General features: G+C 41.9%; 15 protein-coding genes and 1 pseudogene. 7 read left to right on the top strand and 9 right to left on the bottom strand.

Translation table 11 applies throughout. The features are described 5' to 3' along the window. Window positions 1-33: 33 nt before the first annotated feature. Window positions 34-4020, bottom strand: coding sequence for a magnesium chelatase subunit H (locus tag H6F92_RS08300; protein WP_190357489.1), 3987 nt, complete (start codon window positions 4018-4020; stop codon window positions 34-36). Between the two features lie 714 nt (window positions 4021-4734). Here H6F92_RS08300 and H6F92_RS08305 point away from each other — a divergent pair. From H6F92_RS08305 to H6F92_RS08320, 4 genes are all read left to right on the top strand, one after another. Then, complete coding sequence (locus H6F92_RS08305; protein ID WP_190357490.1) at window positions 4735-5166, top strand: HEPN domain-containing protein; 432 nt, start codon at window positions 4735-4737, stop codon at window positions 5164-5166. A 7-nt stretch (window positions 5167-5173) separates the two neighbouring features. Then, the gene (locus H6F92_RS08310) at window positions 5174-6541 is read left to right on the top strand and encodes a KGGVGR-motif variant AAA ATPase (RefSeq protein WP_190357491.1); all 1368 of its coding nucleotides are present in this window, start codon (window positions 5174-5176) and stop codon (window positions 6539-6541) included. Window positions 6542-6547: 6 nt separating this feature from the next. Continuing rightward, window positions 6548-8044, top strand: coding sequence for a P-loop ATPase, Sll1717 family (locus tag H6F92_RS08315; RefSeq protein WP_190357492.1), 1497 nt, complete (start codon window positions 6548-6550; stop codon window positions 8042-8044). Window positions 8045-8201: 157 nt separating this feature from the next. Next, entirely contained in the window at window positions 8202-9077 is an 876-nt protein-coding gene (locus H6F92_RS08320) for an N-acetylmuramoyl-L-alanine amidase-like domain-containing protein (protein ID WP_190357493.1), read from the top strand. On the opposite strand, the gene lpxC is transcribed toward H6F92_RS08320, so the two are convergent. The 3 genes from lpxC to H6F92_RS08335 form a co-directional block, all read right to left on the bottom strand. Then, complete coding sequence (lpxC, locus tag H6F92_RS08325) at window positions 9074-9886, bottom strand: UDP-3-O-acyl-N-acetylglucosamine deacetylase (protein WP_190357494.1); 813 nt, start codon at window positions 9884-9886, stop codon at window positions 9074-9076. The two genes, H6F92_RS08320 and lpxC, sit on opposite strands and share 4 nt — an antisense overlap. A 92-nt stretch (window positions 9887-9978) precedes the next feature. Next, complete coding sequence (locus tag H6F92_RS08330; protein ID WP_199308165.1) at window positions 9979-11934, bottom strand: BamA/TamA family outer membrane protein; 1956 nt, start codon at window positions 11932-11934, stop codon at window positions 9979-9981. A gap of 431 nt (window positions 11935-12365) precedes the next feature. Next, window positions 12366-13217, bottom strand: a complete 852-nt coding sequence (locus H6F92_RS08335) for an Hpt domain-containing protein (protein WP_190357496.1) — start codon at window positions 13215-13217, stop codon at window positions 12366-12368. A gap of 305 nt (window positions 13218-13522) precedes the next feature. On the opposite strand from H6F92_RS08335, the pseudogene H6F92_RS25855 reads away from it, so the two are divergent. Further along, a pseudogene (locus H6F92_RS25855) lies at window positions 13523-13630 on the top strand (winged helix-turn-helix transcriptional regulator); the annotation flags it as partial. Here H6F92_RS25855 and H6F92_RS08345 read toward each other — a convergent pair. From H6F92_RS08345 to H6F92_RS26530, 5 genes are all read right to left on the bottom strand, one after another. Continuing rightward, complete coding sequence (locus H6F92_RS08345) at window positions 13627-14187, bottom strand: hypothetical protein (protein WP_242030057.1); 561 nt, start codon at window positions 14185-14187, stop codon at window positions 13627-13629. The pseudogene H6F92_RS25855 and the gene H6F92_RS08345 overlap by 4 nt on opposite strands. 47 nt (window positions 14188-14234) lie before the next feature. Further along, on the bottom strand, window positions 14235-15866 hold the full coding sequence (locus H6F92_RS08350) for a purple acid phosphatase family protein (RefSeq protein ID WP_190357497.1): 1632 nt from the start codon (window positions 15864-15866) through the stop codon (window positions 14235-14237). Window positions 15867-15983: 117 nt separating this feature from the next. Continuing rightward, window positions 15984-16466 (bottom strand): hypothetical protein, encoded by a 483-nt coding sequence (locus H6F92_RS08355; RefSeq protein ID WP_190357498.1) that lies wholly within the window; start codon window positions 16464-16466, stop codon window positions 15984-15986. 214 nt (window positions 16467-16680) lie between these two features. Next, window positions 16681-18423 carry an ABC transporter ATP-binding protein gene (locus tag H6F92_RS08360; RefSeq protein WP_190357499.1) on the bottom strand — a complete coding sequence of 581 codons (1743 nt, stop codon included), beginning with the start codon at window positions 18421-18423 and terminating at the stop codon, window positions 16681-16683. A gap of 449 nt (window positions 18424-18872) precedes the next feature. Next, complete coding sequence (locus H6F92_RS26530) at window positions 18873-19007, bottom strand: hypothetical protein (RefSeq protein WP_265795677.1); 135 nt, start codon at window positions 19005-19007, stop codon at window positions 18873-18875. A 688-nt stretch (window positions 19008-19695) separates the two neighbouring features. Here H6F92_RS26530 and H6F92_RS08365 point away from each other — a divergent pair. Together H6F92_RS08365 and ntrB are read left to right on the top strand one after the other, a co-directional pair. Beyond that, on the top strand, window positions 19696-21018 hold the full coding sequence (locus tag H6F92_RS08365) for a CmpA/NrtA family ABC transporter substrate-binding protein (RefSeq protein WP_190357500.1): 1323 nt from the start codon (window positions 19696-19698) through the stop codon (window positions 21016-21018). A 142-nt stretch (window positions 21019-21160) separates the two neighbouring features. Beyond that, window positions 21161-21988, top strand: coding sequence for a nitrate ABC transporter permease (ntrB, locus tag H6F92_RS08370; RefSeq protein ID WP_190357501.1), 828 nt, complete (start codon window positions 21161-21163; stop codon window positions 21986-21988). Window positions 21989-22026: the final 38 nt, after the last annotated feature.

Raw genomic sequence — 22026 nt, forward strand, 5'->3', positions numbered from 1 at the left:
ATTAGCCAGTCTCTCAAGTCTTATCTATCTATTCTACTCGATTCCTTCGATGCGGTCCTCCACTTCCTGATAAAGTTCCTGTAAGCGGTCTAAATTCTCTTGAGAAGTTTCCCAATAACCGCGACCATTAACTTCTAGCAGTGTTCCCACCATTTTGCGGAAAGAATTAGGATTGAGATTCATCAGACGCTGACACATTTCCTCATCTTGAATAAAGGTGGTGTTGACATCTTCATACACCCAATTATCCACCGCATCAGCAGTTGCCGACCATCCCATGGTATTAACCAAACGCTTCGATAATTCTCGGACTCCTTCGTAACCATGACTTAACATTCCCTCGTACCATTTGGGATTGAGTAACTTGGTGCGGGTATCCAAGCGCACGGTTTCCGATAAAGTACGCACTTGAGCGTTAGCGGTGGTAGTATCGGCAATATAGGCCGCCGGTTTTTTGCCATCATCGCGTAAACTAGCGACAACTTTAGTGGGATCCGAGTCGAAATAGTGGGAAACATCGGTTAAACTAATCTCGCTAGAATCCAAGTTTTGGAAAGTCGCTTCCGCAGTTTTTAAAGATGCTTCAAACAACTGACGATTATCGGCCATCATCCCAGGATTATCCGAGTCGAAAGCAAAACCCTTGCGGTTGAGATACATATTCTGTAACTCTTTTTCATCTTCCCAACTGCTATTTTCCACCGCGAGATTGATGTTAGAAGAATAGGAACCGGAAGCATTAGAAAAGATGCGGGTGGCTGCCTGTCGAACCGTTAAACCCATTTCTTTTGCTTGTGACCTAGCGTGTTTACGGACATAATTCATCTCCATCGGTTCATTTGCTTCCGCGGCCATTTTTACCCCTTGGTCAAGCAAGTTCATCTGATTGATAAATAAATCCCGGAAGACACCAGAACAGTTGACCACCACATCAATGCGCGGTCTTCCTAATTCCTCTAGGGGAATCAATTCCAATTTATTCACCCGTCCCAAAGCATCGGGAACAGGACGAACCCCCACCATCCAGAGAATTTGTGCTAGGGATTCCCCATAAGTTTTGATATTATCAGTTCCCCAGAGAACACAAGCGATGGTTTCAGGATATTTACCGCCATTATCCAGTTTTTGCCGTTCTAACAGGCGATCCACGACGATTTTAGCCGATTTTACCGCCGCTAGGGTCGGGATAGACTGGGGGTCTAAAGCGTGGATATTTTTACCCGTCGGTAAAACTCCGGGGTTACGGATGGGGTCGCCACCGGGACCGGGAAGAACATATTCTCCTTCTAATGCTTTTAATAGGGACCCTAATTCATTATCGGCACAGACCTGTTCTAAACAGAATTCTAGGTATTCAAACAGGGGTTTTAACGCCACCGGATCAACTTGTGGATAACCCATCGACCGTAAAGTTTCGAGCCAAGGCGATTTCTTGCCTATATTCAAGAAATTCAGCTTAGAAAGCATCGATACTCGACCTTCTGCGTCGGTTTGGGACTTGACTAAAGCGGCAACGGCAGCGCGAGTCGCTAGGGTGATGTTTTGCAGTAATTCCACATCCTCTAACACACCTCGATCGCTATTGCGATAAACTTCCTCTAGATCCCGGCCGATGCTGTTAGCAATAATACGGGGTAAGGAAAGTAAATCGTCCTCTTCCCGGTCTAAACTGGCAATATTGACCAAAGTTGCCACCGCTTCCAGCGCCGAGGGGGGTTTCCCAATAACATGAAGTCCGCAGGGAAGTAAGCGCGATTCAATTTCCATCAGTTTACGATAGACGGAACCGACGATATTATCCCGTTCCTCTTGACTGAGATGGGCGGTATCAACATCAGGTAAACTTATATCTTTGTCGAGATTGACCAATAAACATTTATCGACAATGGTATTGACAATTTGCACCCCACGCCCACTATCTTTCAGGGTTTGGTAGGAACCGATCAACTCGCTTAGTTCTTTTAACCCTTTGTAGAGTCCGGCATTTTCTGCGGGGGGAGTGAGATAGGAGATGGTTTCCGCATAACTACGACGTTTAGCGATCGTAGCTTCGCTCGGGTTATTAGCGGCATAATAGTAGAGGTTGGGAATCATCCCGATGAGGTTATCGGGGTAGCATTCCCCAGACATTCCCATCTGTTTCCCCGGCATAAATTCTAGGGAACCGTGGGTGCCAAAATGAAGAACCGCGTCTGCTTTCCAGACTTGATTGAGATAGGTGTAGTAGGCTGCAAAACCGTGGTGGGGACTAGCAGAACGAGAAAATAGCAGACGCATGGGATCCCCTTCATAACCGAAGGTGGGTTGAACCCCAATAAAGACGTTACCGAATTCTTTGCCGTAGATTAACAGATTTTGTCCATCACTGTTGAGGTGTCCAGGTGGTGGTCCCCAATTTTCCTCTAAACGGACGGAATAGGGGGTTAAGCGTTCGTATTCGGGTACGGACATCCGATAGGCGATATTTAGCTCCGGACTATGGTATTGTGCTTGAGCATCATGGATTACCGCTTCCATCAGTTCTCGGGGAGATGCGGGGAGATCTTGCAAGTCATAACCATTATTTTGTAACGCTTGCATCACCTCGTAGATAGAACCGAACACATCTAGATAGGCTGCGGTTCCCACATTCCCTTTATCGGGGGGGAAACTAAAGACGGTGATGGCGACTTTTTTGTTTAGTTTCGGTTTCTTTCTTAGGTTAGCCCATTTTAGCGCCCGTTGAGCGATCGCTTCTACCCGGTCCTGTAAAGCGATCGCTTTACCCGTGGCCCCATCCCGGCCTGATAATATAATAGGTTCGATCGCACCGTCTAATTCCGGAATAGCAATCTGTAGCGCCACTTGAATCGGGTGTAACCCCAAATCGCTTTCTTCCCATTCCTGGGTAGTTTGGAAAACTAGCGGTAACGCGCACATATAGGGACGATTGAGACGTTTTAAGGATTCTATCGCTTTCGGATGATCTTGTCGCGCTGGACCCCCCACTAAAGCAAATCCCGTCAGGGAAATTACCGTGTCAACGATAGCAACCGCTTCCACTCCTTTTAAGCTTTTATCCCAGAAGTATTCCTCTACTGGTTTGGAAAAGTCTAATCCCCCAGCAAAAACAGGAAGGACTCGCGCACCCATAGACTCGAATTCCTGCACGAGAGCGACATAATGAGCGTCATCCCCAGTAACGAGGTGAGTTCTCTGTAAAATTAAGCCAACACAGGGAGCTAAGGGGTCTTTTAGGTCATCAGCAATATCACTGCGGTTATTGTACCAAGCGAAGTATTCCTTGACATCCGACCACATTTTCATCGATAAAGGATGCCAGATACCCATATCCGGATAAACTACCGGTTCCTTATAAACTACACTGTCATCCTTGTTATCGAAGACGTACTTATCGGCCAACATTAACAGGAAGTTCTCTAAATTTTCTGCCGAACCTCCCAGCCAATACTGGAAACTTAACATAAAGTTGCGTGCGTCCTGAGCTTTTTCCATGGGGAGGTACTTCAGGACTTGCGGTAAAGTTCGCAATAACTTTAACATCGCATCTTGGAAACCAGCGCCGGAGTTTTCCCTGCGCTTTTTCATAAAGTTAGCGATGACACTCTTAGACTGTCCCAATTGGGCCATGGAAAAGCTGCCTAATTTATTTAAGCGCATTACCTGGGGCATAGAGGGAAAGACGATCGCCGCGTCTAATTGATCCCGATGGGGACTGACAGCGGCCACCACTTTATCGGCTAAATCTTCGATAAAGATGAGAGAAGCAATGAAAATATTAGCTTTGGCTACATCCTCCTGAAAATTGCGATAATTTTCCCCATCGCGCAGTTCTTCGATTAAATAACCACTAATTTCGATCGCTAGTTTCCGGTTGTTAGCGTTGATTTCCCTGACCGCACTACTCAGCGCACTTTGGTACTGAGGTTCTAGCACGACATAGACCACCTTGACCAGCGATCGACCATTCAACGCGTCAGGAACTATATGACGAATGGTGGACTTGACGTGAGTGAACATATATGATGGTTCTCCTTAGGATTGCTGAGTCTGGTATGAAGTGATTTTCGTCATCAGATGACGATCGCCCTTTGTTTAAGGTATTTAGATATATATGTTTCTGTTTTGTATCAGAAAATGTCACCCTAATGAGCATTTACTCTGGGTTTTGACACAATTCGATAAATATATTGCCATATTTTGTAACAGATGGTAAAGAGCTTTCGGAGTAACTGCTCAGGCTTTTCTTTACAAAAATTAATATTTAATCTATTGACTTTTAATTACAAAAATGTTATTCCTGAGCACCTCAGACGAGATGTCCCTGTTCAAAGATGATCAGGGTGAGGATTCGAGATCATCTCATAGAGAGCTGCAAGTGCTATAACTCGATCAAGATCAGCTTTTTGTCCTTGTCCTAGACCTCTGGTAAAAATCAAAAATTGTTGTTAGGGTTAGGAGTCAGTAGCAGGTAAGCTGTACTGGATTTAAACTGAGTAGAGTAATTTTTAGTACAAATGCTCGAACTGGCAACTCTGGCACTCCAGTGCAGTCTTAAGGAGTAATTTAGACAGTCAACAGCTTAATTATAGTGAGGAAATCAGGCAATAGTTTCAGAAAATTTGGCAAGTTTAGGTTGAAAAATCAACAACAAGGAAGTAAAGTTCTTAAAGTTTCGTTATGGTGGTAGAATTGGTTTATGGCTAAAAAGTTTTTATTTGATTCGATACGTCTATGACCGAGTTATTTGCTAGTGCAGCGGGACGACATTTGCAAGATGCCAAAATTTTGCTGTCTAAACAACGTTGGGACAATGCCATTTACCTAGCTGGTTATGTGGTAGAATGCGCTTTTAAGCTTTTAGTAGAACAGTATTTTAAAGATGATCAAAAAGCCGCTAAAAAATTCGGACATGATCTCAAGGAATTAGAAGGTAAAGCGAGGGAAAGATTAGGAATTCTCTATCCTATTTTAGAGCAACAGTTACCAGTTTCTCGCATCCGGGGAACTGTTCTAGGGCAAAATCACCCAGAAAGAAGATATTATCAATCTGGATATTGGACTGAAGATCAGGCTAACTCGGCCGTTGAATGTGCTGAAGAAATTTATCGAGATATTATTCTCAGATTAGTGCTAAACGGTTATATTTCTAGTAAGGATATTTAAGATTCTGATGATTAGTTTTAGTGAAACTTTTGCTAGGGTAAGGGACTGCTTTCAGGATTCCAGTCTTGGTTCTCTTGTAGCCAAACTAGAATCCGTGATTATTATTCGTGATGTTGAGGGAAAAATTCGCTTATTTCTAGGGTTAACAGGGACAAACAAGATAGAATCAAACGAAGAAAACCATCTATCTACACTCCTGTCTGAAAAACTTGAGTATTACTATGGCCATGATATTTGGTGGCAAAAAGGAGAAGGAGATGCTTATAAAGCCCTGATTGATCTTATCATGAAGGAAAAAGTTAAGGCACCTTGGTTCGATGAATCGGCAAGCTTGAAATGGTATATTCTAGAACGTCATCTGGCTAAACAAGCATGGACAGAGAATAAAATTGGGCAGCAATTGCCCTGGGATTTTGAAAAAGTTGAAAAAGGATATAAACCAGCTATTGTCTCCTTTTTTTCCTTCAAAGGAGGAGTTGGTCGCACCACTACTATGGCCGCTACTGCCTTAACTTTAGCGCGGAATGGTCATCGAGTCGCTATAGTTGACCTTGATTTAGAAGCTCCCGGTCTGGCCACAATTTTTTCTGAGGATTTTGCCGATAATTCTGGTGTCATGGACTATTTGCTAGAAAAGAAAGTTCAAAAAGACAAATGGAAACTGAGTTTAAAAGATATTAATGATACAAATTTGTTAGGAGATAAAGGTGAAATCTTAAAATTGCTACCAGCAGGAAATGTGGATCAAGATTATTTAGAAAAATTGGCTCGTTTAGATTTTCAAAATCTTGTCAATGGTCAACTACAAGGCATTTTAAAACAAATGCTAGAAGAAATAGAAAGGTTAAGCAAATCACTGGATTTTATTCTCATGGATGCAAGAGCAGGTTTTCATGATATTGGTGGTTTAGCTATTACTTATTTTTCCCATGCAGTGGTTATTTTTGGTACGGAATCTCGACAAAGTTGGCCAGGATTAACCCAAGTTATCCAACATTTAGCCCTATCTAACCCTGAGAATCCTTTACCATTAATTTTAGTTCATGCTCTCGCTCCATCTTTAGGAACAGTTGGCCGAGAAATAGAGTTACGAAAGTTTCGAGAAACAGCCTATGAAATTTTCCAAAAAAACTATTATACTGAATCTGAAGATGTCCCTAACTCTAATGATACTGATGCACCATTTTTCCCGATAGTTGTCCCCTACGATAATAGTCTGCGGGGAGATATTGCCCTCTTAACTCGTGACTCAACTCCAGAAGAAAAAGAGAGATTAGCAAATCTCGTAAAAGTTATGACCGATTCTCCTTATCAAACTATTGCTGAAAAGCTTTGTCAATTATTTGGACGTGATGTGATTATAAACGATCGGTAAAAAATTATGGCTGAATTCGATAAAAAAAAGTTACTGGAATTAATGAGAGAAATTGCTCCTGGAAAAGCAACAGCTGAACAGGAAAGTGATGATGAAGAAGTATTTCTCAAAAATTTCTTACCCGTGGTTGATTATAAACGGGCATTGGAACCAAGCATTTTATTAATTCAAGGTGGTCGGGGTGTGGGTAAAACAGAATTATTTCGTTTACTAGCCATTCCTTCTGGACGAGAAGCTTTAGTTAATAGTTTAAATATTCGAGGTCTTGCTCCTTTAAAGCAGACCATATGGATTGCAGGATTTGGTCGCACTCGCAAAACTGAAAAACGATTTCCGACACCAGAAATTATAGAAAAAGAAATGCAAAGCGCTACTAATCTTGAATGGCGTAGTTTCTGGTTAGGATTGATTTTAGGTGTCATTTTACAGGAAAAAGAATCTGATATTCCCAGCATTATAGGTCAACAATTAGATTCAAATATTACTACTATTCTTCAAAATAGGTTATCGCTTTTATCAGAATGGAGAATTTTAGTTAAAGATAATTTTGAACATCTAAATTATGTTCTTGACAAATTAGACGAACGATTAATTAGTTCTGACCAATGGCTATTTATTACTTATGATGAATTAGATCGGTTATTGACTACTTATAATGCTCTAGCTAATCCGATTAGAGAATTATTAGCTTTTTGGCTCGATCGCTCTCGTCGTTGGCAGAGAATTCTACCAAAAATATTTCTTCGTACCGACCTATTTAGAGAGGAATTTTTGGGATTTCCTGATGCTTCTAAATTACAATCCCATCGGCTAGAATGGCGACCTTCTTGGCTCTATCAACTCTGGATTAAACGGTTAGCTAATTCGGCTCAAGAAATGAGAGACTATTTACAGATTATCCCTAATTTAATTTATGAAAGCTCAACCCAACTAGGATGGAATGTTAGAAGTGATGAACAATTATTTCAAGAATTAATCGAAATAATGATCGGTAAATATATGGGAGCTAGTCCTAAAAAAGGCATTACCTACCGATGGATACCTAATCATCTTCAGGATACTGGGGGTAGAATTGCTCCTCGCTCTTTTCTAAAATTATTCGACAAAGCGGCAGCCAAAAGATTAGAACATTTTGAAAGTTTTGAACAACTGACTGAGCGACAACTTCTACAACCCTCTGATCTCCAGAGTGCTTTAATGGATACTTCAGAGGATAGAATTAAAGAATTAGCACAGGAAGAATATTCTTGGTTAGAATCTCTAAAAACTAACTTAGAAGGGTTAGAAGCTCCTATATTAAAAGAAACTTTTTTAGAGGCTGTGCGCTCAACTCACTGGAGTCCTGAAAAACTACCTCCCGTTACGGAACCTGAAGGAATTATGCAATATCTAATACAATTGGGTGTGGTGGAAAGTCGGCTAGATGGTCGAATTAATATACCTGAAATTTATTTATATGGGTTTAAAGTTAAACGTCGCGGTGGGGTTAAACGTCCTCAATAACTTGAGGATATCGACAATAATTTTATGTAGAATAAATAGTAAAATACATGAAACAATAATAACTAACACTAGCAGATTTTAACAGTTGATAAATGCTCCGATAGTTAATTTGTATTAGTCGGTGATAAACCCTATTATTTTCAGTAATCGATCGATAATGTTTTTTAATTGGATAACTTTACCCTATTTATTAATTAATCCTGTTTTAATTCCCTTGAGTATAGCTCGATCGGAAACTATTCTTGTTCAAGAAGTCAGCGATCCTAATTATCAAAAACTGGTGCAGTACGCCCAAAATACACAACTCGATCGCTTCCCCATGGCTGATATAATTCAGAATATCGCCACTCAGTTTTTGGGAGCAAAATATCAAGCAGGATTACTCGATCGCTCTCCTACAGAAAAATTATTTATCTCTTTAAAAGAGTTTGATTGTGTCCTCTTTGTGGAAACAGTTCTCGCTTTGAGTCACAATTTTGCTTTAAAAAATTATCAGTATTCTGCTTTTAGTCAGCAGGTTTTAAATCAGCGTTATCGCCACGGTATTCTCGACGGTTATTGTAGTCGCCTGCATTACTTTTCCGATTGGATTAATGACAACCAAAAACGAGGCAATCTAGAAAATATTACTCACAAATTAGGTGGAATTACTCTTGACAAAAAGCTCAATTTTATGAGCAAAAATCACCCTCTATATCCCCAGTTAAAACCTCAAAGTAATTACGATTGTATTCAACAGGTAGAACGGCAATTAGAAAGCTTATCCTTAACCTATATTCCCACCGCTAAGATTAAAGATATTTATCCACAACTACAAGCTGGCGATATTATCGGTGTCGTGACTAATATCCTTGGTTTAGATACCACCCATACCGGTCTAGTTTATCGCTTTCCTGATGGCAAAATTGGCTTAATTCATGCCTCTCCTGCTGGTCAAGTTACCATTGCTAAAGACCTACAAAAATATATCAGTAAAGTGGACAAAGCCATCGGTATTTTTGTAGTTCGTCCCCTTGATCCAAGAAATAATTAACCCTGAATTGCTTTAGCTAGTTGAACGTGCAGTTTATGACTAGCTTTAAAAGCCATGTAATGAGCGGTGGGAATAGTTCCCAGTAAACTCAAATCACCAATTAAATCCAATAATTTATGTCTTGCTGGCTCATTATCAAAGCGTAAAGGAGGATTTAACCATTGATTTTGATCGCAGACTAAAGCATTTTCTAAACTGCCTCCTTTAATTAAACCAGCCTTTTGTAAATATTCAATTTGATCGGCAAAACCGAAAGTTCGGGCAGCTGCGATCGCATCTCGAAAACTTTCCTGATCAGGACTCCAACTATACCATTGATTACCGATCGGTTTATAAGTAAAATCGATGCCGTAGGTAAAACGTAATTCAGGAGAAGGAATCGCCGCCACAAAAGCATCTCCTTCGTACAACCAAATCGGTTGAGAAATAGTTAAATCTGATGGAGAAAAAGAGTTATCTAAACCAGCATTTTCGATCGCTTCTACCCAGATTTTGGCCGAACCATCAAGGAGGGGAATTTCCGCACCATCCACCTCAATGCGAGCATCCTCTACCCCCAAAGCGGTTAAGGCCGCTAATAAATGCTCAACGGTTCTAACCTTGGCTTCTCCTTGGACCAATTCCGTTGATAAAGTCGTTTGGTAAACCGAAGAAACTAGAGCGGGAATAATCGGTTGATTGGCTAGATCTCTGCGGACAAAATAACGTCCTTCTCCTGGATTTGCCCCACAGACGCGCACCCGTGTTATCTCCCCCGAATGCAGTCCAATTCCCGATAATTCAAATTGTTTAGCGATAGTAGAAACCATAATTATTAAGTAATAAAGCTTTTATCAGTGAACAGCAAAAATAACTAAATTCATCGATAACTGGTAACTGATAACTGATAACTGATAACTGATTAGAATCGTTCCCCGATACCGAAATGGAGACGAGAACCACCATCGACATTAAAACCGTAGTCAACCCGAATTTGGCCGACGGGAGATTGTACCCGAACACCTAAACCGTAACCGAGACCGGTACCGGGTAAATCCCGGACAATCCCGGGTTGACCGGGGACATCGCCTTGGGAACCAATAGTAGTGCCGAAATCGACAAATAACGCCCCCCCGATAATAGCGACAATGGGAAAACGATATTCGGCCGTCGCTTGGAAATAACTGCGACCGCTACCCACTTCTCCCTCGGCGTAACCCCGTACAGAGTTACTACCCCCCACAATAAAAGCATCGTAGGGGGGTAAATCGCCTAATACTGTCCCTGCTTGCACATTAAAAGCGAGGGATTGCTGACCTTTAAAAATATCGGTTTCAAAGAGATTAAAGGAATTAATAAAGCGAACGGGGATAAAGTAACTGTAACTACCCCGAACACGAGTGCCGAAAATACTGCCAGAACCGACTGGAATAGTTTGTTCTAAACCTAGACGCAGGAAAGAACCACTGGTGGGTTGCAGGGGATTGTCGCGAAAATCTTGAATAGCGCCAATATTTAGGGAAAGTAGATCATCGATCCCAGAGGAACTAAAAGCCAGTTGTTGACTGCCAAAACCGTTGAGAGGTGCAGACAGGGGGGAGATGTCACCACTGGCATTTTGCACCTGTACCTGTTGATAGTTAAAGCCTAGGGAAACCACCCATTTTGGTTTTGTAAACACATCAGGGGCCAAAGGACGGACAAAAGTAATACCGCCACCCGTCCGGACGATACGGGGACTATCATTATTGTTAAGCGTCCGAATTGAGGAATTTTCCCCATCATAAACTAGAGAAATCGACTGTCGCCGGAAAACGTTGACCGTGTAGGAAGTGCGGAAATTATCCTTGGCAATCCAAGGATCGGAAAAACTCAGATCAAATAACAATTCCCGTTCCCCTAACTGGACTTCCGCCCCTAAAGTTTGGTTATTGCCGCCAAAATTGCGCTGTTGATAGCTAACAGTCCCGAATAGGCCCGCATTCGAGCTAATACCACCCCCAGCGGCCAGGGAACCGGTATTACCTTCCACCACATCGACGTTAACGATCACCTCCCTTGGGTCGCTGCCGGGGGAAAAAGACAGACGCACATCCTCGAATAAACCGAGACCGAAAACACGCTGTAAATCCTGTTGGGCCGTATTGCGGTTAAAAATATCCCCCGCTTTTAGGCGCATTTCCCTAGTAATGATAAATTCTCTGGTTTTAGCCTTGACTGGTTCCTGTTCGACGTTAAAATAACGTACTTGAATTTTTTCGATTAAACCTTCGGAAATGACCAGAATCACCCGACCATCGGGAGTGACTTGCGGCGCACCGATCACCTGGGCTAGATCATAGCCGTTTTTGCTGTACCAGTCATTGATTTTTTTTACCCCCGCCTGTAATTCCCGCAAATTCAGGGTTTTGCCGTATTGACTGGCGAAAATTTCCTCGACCACCCCGGCAGGTAAAATCGATTTGTCCACGGTTTCTGGGGCAATTTGAATCTGTACGCCCTGAAAAACGGGGTTAGGTTGCACCTCGAAGGTGACTCGCACCCCTAGGGGCGTATCTTGGGGAACTGCCCGCACATCGGCAAAAAAGCCCGTGGCAAAAACGGCGTTAATATCTTCTTGTAGTTGCGATCGAGTCGCGCTTCGTCCGGGTCGGGTACGAATGGTATTGTAAACTAGATTTTCTAATTCTCGATCAGCCCCCTGTACTACCACTTCAGCCACCAAGACCCGCGACTCCTCGGCCTGCGCTGGTGGGGGTGTGGTCGGGGTTTCCGGCGGCGGTAGCACGGGTGGAGTAGTTTCTCCCGTCGCGGGAGGAGACTGTACTAGCTGCTCGACCCGGGAAAAAACCGTCTCTGGGGGTTCTTCTTCGGCCATTACCGTCCCGTGAAATAATCCGAAAATAGCCAGCAGCAAGGCCAGCGAGGAATATCGCCTCGAAAAATTGAGATTTTTAAGCACTTCCACACACCCAGTAACACCATTATGGTTTTGTTTGTTTTCTCTGCCCGAGAAATTTAACGAACGTTAAAACTCTAGCAGATCGCTTACTCTCAGTAAATCCCAGCTTGACCGGTGACTAAAGAGACTCTGCATCAGGTCTGACATTGGCCAACCCTGATGCCTTAAGTTTTTATCTTGCCATATCTTAGCTTTTTCTGGTTTGGCTCTATCTCAATTCACCCTCTAGGATTATTGCCGCCTCGGTTTTGCACAATTAATTACATATCTTCCTAACTCATCAAAATTAAAAACAATTTAAGTTTATCCTCGTGGGAATCCCTCACCTTTTTACGCCAGCGCCGACGTTAAAGTCTCTTTTGTAATAACTGTACCAGCTGCGAGATCTGTTGGCGATTGAACATTTCCAGCAGGGTACTAGCTACCAATTCCGGTTCCAGGGTAATCAGGATTTGTGGTAATTTAGCGGTGGCTAATAACTGCAATTCTTGACTGACGGTGATTTCTTCCCCGCGACCCCATTCTAATAAATCATTAGCTTGTTTTAATTCTTTAATAATAACCGGGGCGAGAGTACGATAGGAATGTTTGGGGTTAGCCAAGGCTGATTGGGCATTTTTAACTAAATATTGCCATTTTTGCTGTTCTGAAGCCAATTGAAGAGATAAAGTTAATTTTTGTAATTGCTGACGGGAAGCACTGGTTTCTTCCTGTTTGAACAGTTGTAACATCTGTTTGAGTATATCTCTGACGCGGATGGAGATAGTAGATTTTCCTTGGCCGAGAAGCTCCTTAAGATGGGCCTGTAATTCGGCAAAAGTCGGCTCACCTTTTTTAACGATAGCGTTACCTTCCTCGGCTTGCAAACCTAAGGGACTCTGCAGCTTATTGATCAATATCTGAAGCAGATCATAACCCTTGAGGAACAAAGATTCTAATTTTTGATCGACTTGTAGGGGATTTTCTTTCAGTATTTTGAAAGCATCCTCAAGACGGTGAGCAGTTTTTTGGATACTGCTATAACCTAACATGGCCGCCCCCCCCTTGATGGAATGGGCGGCACGAAACATCTCGTTAATCTTTTCAGTGTCGTTCACGAGATTGCCTAAGTCTAAAATCCCCTGCTCCAAAGTTTGGAGGTGTTCTTTTGCTTCTTCGATGAATATACCGAGAATTTTCCGAGCGTTAGCGTAGTCCAAGGTCTTATCCCCCTTATCAAGATGCTGTCCAATCCTAGATTGCCCAGTTTTTCAGGAAATATATCAGTTATTAGGCAATGGCTAGGAAAACTAGCCCAGACGGACACAAGCTAAGTTCAAAAGCCTGCCCACAAAAGTTCTCAGCTTCTCTTGCTCAAAATAGCTCTAGCAACGGCAGGCAAAAAGCTAAGGAAAGAATCGGGGATGGGAGCCAGCTGACTAGAAATTATTATTGCTCCGTGGCAGCTAGTCAACAACTGAGGGAATTAGAGTTAGATGGACTGATTCACTGAGAAGTTTATTCAGAAATTCCTCCCAAAGTTGAATACTCTTCAACCGCTTTCGCAGAAACCCTGAAACCGATTATTCTGCCAATGCACCAATTAGGAATTGAGAAAAATACCGGACTTTAAGGTTTTAAATTTCCTCCTCGAATAAACCAAGTAATTGTGGCACTGGTAAAAGCAGTGATAGCGACAATAGCTATTTGGTTCCAGTTTTTTAATTCCCCAACTTTCTCGATTAAATCGGGAATTTTTTGGGTTAATACTGCTTGGGATTGAATTGTTCCTTCAATTTTAGCCGTGATAATTTTGACTTCCGTGATTTCTTTCTGTAGGTTAATAAATTGCTGGTTATTTTCTTCTCTCAGGGTTTCTAGTTGTTGGCGATTATCTTCCTTTAGCGCATCAATTTGCTCGCGGGTTTCTTCTCGCAGGGAACTTATTTGCTCGCGGGTTTCTTCTCGCAGGGAACTTATTTGCTCGCGGGTTTCTTCTCGCAGGGAACTTATCTGCTCGCGGGTTTCTTCTCGCAGAGAAATCATTTGCTCGCAGGTGTCTTCTCGCAGGGAACTTATCTGCTCGCGGGTGTCTTCTCGCAGAGAAATCATTTGCTCGCGGGTTTCTTCTCGCATTGCCGAGAGTAAGTCTTTCAATTCTTGAATATCATTGCTAGTAACAGTAGTCATACAATTAACCCCAAGAGAATCTATTTAACCGGCACTCTTTAATTTTATTATACTTCACCTATGCTAAAAAGGTCAAATTCATCAAATTTAATTACCTCGGAGTCAGGATAACGAGTATCAAAACGATAACTGCTCACGGTTCCTTTTTCTGTATCTAAAATGCTAAAAACCGTTACATCATTACTGGCAATATAGGGTAAAGGTTGATTAACCCAATCTACTAGAGGAGCAATATTCGGGATAATTGCTTCTAATCCATTGGGATTACTGATCGCCGCATAATTTCTATCGAGAGGGACAGGACGTTTTTTATCACCTAAATAAGCACCATAACTATTACCAACATTAGAAGATTCGAGAAAATTCATACCGTTAGGACTAAGAAAACGATTCCATAAATGAGAATGACCATAAAAAACCAAATTAACCTTGGCTGATTCTAATAAAGGAATTAGATCACGAATAATATAATCATTTTCTTGGGGATAATCATAACGTACTGATCTAACTTTTCCCGTGGCATCCCGTTGAATTGTCGGCACGGGATCGGTGTAGGGTGGAACGATATTGACCCCTAGGGTATGGGGAGGATGATGAAACATAACTACTTTATATTTAGCTTCTTGAAATTCTCGACTATTTAACTCTTTTTCTAACCATTGATATTGAGGACTACCCTGAGCAATTGGCTCAAAAATATGCTGACCATAACCCCAGCGATCTGGTCTCTCTAAGTCTCTTTGATTTTCGTAATATCTTCCCCTTGCACTGGGGTCTAAATTGGGATTTCTCCAGATATTAGTAACATATAAAACTACTAAACGAATATCGCCAAAGGTCAGAGAATAATATTTATTTTGAGGCAAAGAAAAAATTTCTTCGTAGGTTTCTGTGTTGAAAGTATTATTTTTTAACCAGTTTTCATTAATTGCTGCTGTATCCTCTGCTAGTTTTTTAGCAATAAACTGAGGGATAGCATCTTCAAACTGTTCATTTAAACCTCTGGAATTAGAAAATCTGCCCATAACTTCATGATTACCAATAGCAGGAAATAAGGGCGCATTTTGAATAATTTCTCCCCCTTTATAAATAGTCTGAATACCATTCTTTGTAAGAGTATAATTAGCTTTTCCTTGTAAACAGGGAAAGAATGCCCCACCGCGACTATCATCAAACCATTCGGAAGCTCGATCGGGTATATTAACTAAATCTCCCGCTAAAAAAACTGCATCTACCTGTCCAATAGTTTCGCTAACTTTTTGCAAATTAGCGGCAGTCATCGGCATTAATTGATGATCGGAAGTGAGCAGAATTTTGAGATTAGTTCCTTTTTTTGGTCTTGGGCTAAGGGTATAAATATCACTTCTAATCGCTGTATTTTCCTGAAAACTGGTGACTTGATAGGGAATCCTTTCCCCTGGCTTTAAATCAGTAATTTCGGCCTGATGTCGCCAGATTTCTCGCTCGGTTAAAGATGGATAAGCTTCAATAGTTCTCGATTGAGCATCTTCTCTAACTCTAGTTAATTTGCTAGTGCGAGCGCAGGCAATTTTCTCTAGTTTTTCCCCGTAGCGCACCTGATGACGAGTGCCAAAAAATTCCGTAAACCAAACCACTTGTACTGATGTTTCGGTGGGTAATTGTAAAAAAGGTTCGCTTAAAAGTTGATTCTTGTTCATTGTCGCTAAAAGATAACTAATTATAATTAAAAAAAGCTGGGTTAATATAACAGCCAGCTTTTGAGATGCTCAAGTCAAAGAGGACTAACAAAACTGTTAACCCATATTAGGGTAATTTTAGTGACAGACTCCCGTGAAAGAATCACCACCATGCTTAACTTTAATGGTGCGAAGATTGTTTTCTAAGGTAAAACTAACCGGTGTTCCTGCTTGACTTTTTCCGCTAAAAGTATTTCTACCTTGGTAGGTAGTGACAGCTAATCCTACCGGCTGCATTTCCGGGGGAGTTGCGGCAGCAAAATTATCAATCGTTACGGTGTTATCGTCTTTGTTAACTACCAAAATTTGCCCTTCCACCACATCACTAACTGGGGAAACCATTGTCAGTGTCACCGGTTCTTTTTTGTCGATCGAGTCGTCATCAATTTCAGAAGTATAAACATAGAGTTTTACCCCTTGGGCGGTTTTGCCAGTTGCTGTACAGATGATACCATCTCCTAGACTAGACATTTGGGCAATTGTCGGCTGAATTAAGACGCTGGGGATACCGATCAGGGTAACGGTGGCTAAAAGAGCGGTTTTAGTCAGATTTTTAAGCATGAATTTCTCGGTACAAGTGGACTTCTATTAGGTTTTTAGCACATTACCTGTGCCACGAGAAATCAAGATAACACAAAAATTGGCTAGAAATTTTTATAAAGTGTTGAGTGAGATTCTTGGCTTTTACTGCCATTAAATCGACAAAATAGCCAGAAAATTCTTCTTAAATTCTCCTACTAACTGGCAATAACTAGCAGATTCGCTATTTGATCGGCTAATGTAAAACCTTAGACTCTAACTGCTGCTGTTGCCAGAGATTTTGATAGACTCCGGGGACTGCAATTAACTCCTCGTGGGTTCCTATCTGGACAATTTCTCCGCGATCCATGACAAAAATGCGATCAGCAGTGGCAGCGGCCGATAATTGATGAGAAATAAAAATCACGGTTTTTTGGCTCTCTTGGGCGAGGTTTTCCAAAATAGCTGTGGCTGTTTGATTATCGACGCTAGATAGGGCATCATCGAGGATTAAAATCGGTGCTTGGATGGCTAAAGCGCGCGCTAAAGAAGCCCGTTGACGTTGACCCCCGGAAAGAGTAATCCCACGTTCTCCCACTAAAGTTCCGTATTTTTGCGGGAAATTCTCGATTTCCTCCTCAATTCTCGCTTGTTTGGCCGCCGATGCCACTGCCGGAAAACTCAGCAGCGGATCGCCGTAACGAATATTATCTTCGATGCTGGTACTAAATAAAAAACTTTCTTGGGGAACATAAGCGATCGCTTTTCGCAGGTCTTCAAGGGCAATTTGAGTGACATCTTGATCATCAATAAATAACTGTCCCTCGGCAATATCCAAAAGACGGGGAATAGCGTTAGCAAGGGTAGATTTTCCTGATCCGATCGCACCGACGACCGCTACCGTTTCCCCCGGATTAATGGTAAAAGAAAGAGATTTTAAGGCTGGTTCCTTAGCATCAGGATAGAAAAAAGTCAAGGCTTTGGCGGTAATTTTTCCTTGAATATTTTTTAAGTGAATACAATCGGCATTATCTTTAATTTTAGCCTCAGCTAATAGGATAGTTTCTAGGCGATCAATACTCACTTCTCCCTGTTGGTAGGCCGTAATAGTGAAACCTAATAAAGCAGTGGGAAAAACTAATCTTTCCGCCAAAATTAACAGAGCAATAAAGTCCCCAATGGTGATATTACCCGATATAATTTGTCTAGTACTGAGGGCAAGCAACGCCAATAAACTCACATAGGATAAAGCTTCAATCAGGGGAAAAAGAAAATTACGAGTCTGGACTAAATCTAAATTAGCCTGTAATAATTTGCGATTTCTTTGTTTAAATGCTAGGCGCTCGTTAGCTTCTTGGGCATAGATTTTAATCAGAGTAATACCACTCATATCCTCTTGAATTAAATCGCTCAGATGCGAGAGTTTTTCTTGTACTGTTTTCTGTTGCCGCTGCAGACGACCACTAAATAACTGCACAGCAATTAACATCAAAGGATAGACAGAAATAGCGGCGATTGAAAGGGGAATATGAATCGCTAACATCACGGGCAAAGTTAACCCATATGCAAAAAAAGTATTGGCCAAACTGAGCAAAGCAAAACCCACCAGACGACGCACATTATCTACATCGCTAGTGGCACGGTTGATTAAATCTCCTGAAGTTTGCCGAGAAAAATAGGCAGGTTCAAGGGTTAATAAATGCTCAAAGATTTTTTGTTTAAGATCGAACTCTACCTGACGACCGATCCCGAATAATAACACTCTGGAAATCATGCGGATAAACCACATAATCGAGGCTAAAGCGACAATTAAAATCAGATAATCAAGGATTTTTTGGAAGTCAAAGGATTTACTCAAATCATCGATGCTATCCCGGATTAAAAGCGGTATATAAACACCCAAAAGATTAACAATCAGCAGAGTAACTACCCCCCCAGTGACTATTTGCCAATAGGGTCGTAGATAATTTGCTAGTTTTTTAATGCGAGAATAAGCCATATTCAGTTATCAGTTATCAGTTATCAGTTATCAGTTATCAGTGAGCAGTTATCAGTTATCAGTGAGCAGTTATCAGTTATCAGTGAGCAGTTATCAGTTATCAGTGAGCAGTTATCAGTGAGCAGTGAGCAGTGAGCAGTTATCAGTTATCAGTTATCAGTTATCAGTTATCAGTTATCAGTTATCAGTTATCAGTTATCAGTTATCAGTGAGCAGTTATCAGTGAGCAGTTATCAGTTATCAGTTATCAGTTATCAGTTATCAGTTATCAGTTAAGTAGCTGGTTATAATTAAACTAAAAATGGATTTTAGGTTCGATCCCCCTGCCCCCCTTAATAAGGGGGGTGCCGATAGGCGGGGGGATCTGAAAACTTTTAACACCTATCTACTTATCAGTTATCAGTTATCAGTTAGAACAGGGAACAGGGGGAATAGCCACCCAAGAACTTTTATTTTTTCTCCTTGTCCTGATTTGGTGGCGGTTTAACATTAGAACCACCCTGGGGCGGTTTACCGGGGGGTTTATCAATTTTAGCTTGATAGCCGTCGTTTTTCTGAACCCGTCGTTCTTGTTTTTCGGACATTTAAGTTACCTCTGTTTGATGCTGCCAAAATTCAATCAGCTAAGACGTATTTAAACCGCTTATTCTTAGATTAGCCGAATCTCCCCCAATCCCTTTACTGTTGCAAGAACGTAGGTTGGGTTGAAGCATGAAACCCAACGCCCGCGACGTAATAACTTCTGCTGCTGTTAAGTAGGAGAGATTTACAAATATGAGATGCACCCACCAGTAATCAGTGAACTGCAAACTCAAATCTGATAACTGATTCAAGATAGCTAAAAATCCCCATCCCCCTACCATGCGTTTCCGACAAATTTTTATGCTTTTATTACATGACTGGCAATATTTTGTAACAATCTATACTATCTTTCCCGTTGAAGACTGTAAATTTAAGTTAATTGCTTCGGTAATAACCCTGAAATAAAGTGATCTTTCTAGCTCAGATGACTAAAAACCGCCCCTATCTATCGACTCCTCAAAACTGTTATGCTTCTGGGAAAAATCTCTTAAACAAAAACTATTGCTAAATCTGTCTAGATGGAGAAGCAAAAGCGACCAAGAGATAAAAATAGTTAAAGCCTCCTTACTGAATCAACAGTTACTTTGAACAAATTTTCTCGGTTATCACCGCAGTCAGTTAGGGGAAGTAATGAGAATTTTTCACCGTTTCATCACCTTTGTTTAGTTTCTAATCACGATTTTTTAGTCCATGAGTAAACTTTCCAGACGTAGATTTATCTTCACTGCCGGGGCAACTGCCGTAGGAACAGCAATTCTCCACGGTTGCGCCACTCCCAATAATACCGCGACCAGTCCCTCCCCGGCCGGCAGTCCTGCCGCTTCCCCCGTTGCCAGTGGAGAAACCCCCGAAGTCACCACCGCTAAACTAGGTTTTATTGCCCTCACCGACGCTGCCCCCTTAATTATCGCCAAAGAAAAAGGTTTATTCGCTAAACACGGGATGCCCGATGTGCAAGTGATGAAACAAGCCTCTTGGGCTGCAACCCGGGATAACCTCGAATTAGGTTCGGCGGGTAACGGTATCGATGGAGCGCATATTTTATCCCCCATACCCTACCTAATGACCTTGGGCAAAATCACCAAACAGCCCGTACCAATGTATATTCTGGCGCGTTTGAATACCAACGGTCAAGCGATTTCCATATCTAACGAATACATGGATCTAAAAGTTGCCCTCGATAGCGGTGTACTGAAAGAATCCTTCGCTAAAGCTAAATCTGCGGGCAAAGAAGTTAAAGCCGCCGTCACTTTCCCCGGTGGTACTCACGATCTCTGGATGCGCTACTGGTTAGCCGCCGGCGGCATCGATCCGAATAAAGATCTATCCCTAATTGTTGTTCCTCCACCACAAATGGTGGCTAACATGAAAGTCGGCACTATGCAAGCTTTCTGTGTGGGGGAACCTTGGAACGCCCAATTAGTTAACAAAAAACTCGGTTATTCGGCCTTGATTACTGGGGAACTGTGGAAGGATCACCCCGAAAAAGCCTTCGCTTTACGCGCCGATTGGGTAGATAAAAATCCCAAAGCGGCAAAAGCTTTAACCATGGCTGTTCTGGAAGCGCAACAATGGTGCAATGATCCCGCTAATGTTAAGGAAATGTGCGAGATTATTTCAGGACGGGAATGGCTGAAAATTGACCCCGCCGATATCTTGGGCAGAATGCAGGGTAATATCGATTTCGGTGATGGTCGCAAAATCGAAAATAGCCCCGTAGCCATGAAATTCTGGGCTGATAACGCTTCCTATCCCTACAAGAGTCATGATACTTGGTTTGTGACTGAAGACATCCGTTGGGGCTATATTCCCGCCGATACGGACATCAAAGCTTTAGTTGATAAAGTTAACCGGGAAGATATCTGGAGAGAAGCCGCCACAGCCCTCAATGTTCCGGCTGATCAAATTCCCGCTACCCCTTCTCGCGGTGTGGAAACTTTCTTTGATGGCGTGAAATTTGATCCCGAAAATCCCACCGCTTACCTGAAATCTCTCAAGATTAAAAAGGTTTAAATCAGTGATCAGTAATCAGTAACCAGTTAAAGATGATTTTCTGATAACTGGTAATTAATAACTGATAACTGAACCACTCAACCACTGAATCACTGATAACTCAACCACTGAACCACTGATAACTGATAACTGATAACTGATTATGGCTGTTTCTATTTCTCGTCGTTCTCAAAGTCCGAAATGGGTAAAAGACCTGCAAAAAAAATTACCCAAACTAGCAACTTCGGCGATTGCTTTATTAATTTTCCTTGCCATCTGGCAAATACTCTGTTTTAGTCCCGATGCCCCCCTTCCTAGTCCCACCAAAGTTGTTAGCGAGACCTGGGAATTAATTATTAATCCCTTCTTCAATAATGGTGGCACAGATGTGGGGTTATTCTGGCAAATTTTTGCTAGTTTACAACGGGTGGCCGTCGGTTTTACCCTTGCCGCTATTGTTGGCATCGCTGCGGGTATTTTAATCGGTAGTAACGCCCTAATTTATGATGCGATCGATCCGATTTTCCAAATCCTGCGTACCGTTCCCCCCCTAGCTTGGCTACCCATCTCCCTAGCGGCTTTTCGTAATAACGAACCTAGTGCCATATTTGTAATTTTTATTACAGCAATTTGGCCAATTATTATTAACACAGCCGTGGGAGTGCAACAGGTTCCCCAAGACTATAAAAACGTCTCTAGAGTGCTAAAATTATCCAAAGTTGAATATTTTTTCAACATTCTTTTTCCCGCTACTGTTCCCTACGTTTTCACCGGATTAAGAATCGGTATCGGTTTATCTTGGTTGGCGATTGTAGCGGCAGAAATGCTGATCGGTGGCGTGGGAATTGGCTTCTTTATCTGGGATGCTTGGAATAGTTCCATGATCAGTGAAATTATCCTCGCTCTGATTTATGTGGGTATTGTTGGTTTCCTACTCGATCGCCTCATGGCCTACATCGCTAAATTAGTTGTACCCGAAGAAAATAAATAGGGTTTGTTAAAAAAGTTTTTCCTGGTGGCAGGGTGCGG

It is taken from the genome of Microcystis wesenbergii FACHB-1317 (assembly GCF_014696875.1).
Lineage (GTDB): Bacteria > Cyanobacteriota > Cyanobacteriia > Cyanobacteriales > Microcystaceae > Microcystis > Microcystis wesenbergii_A.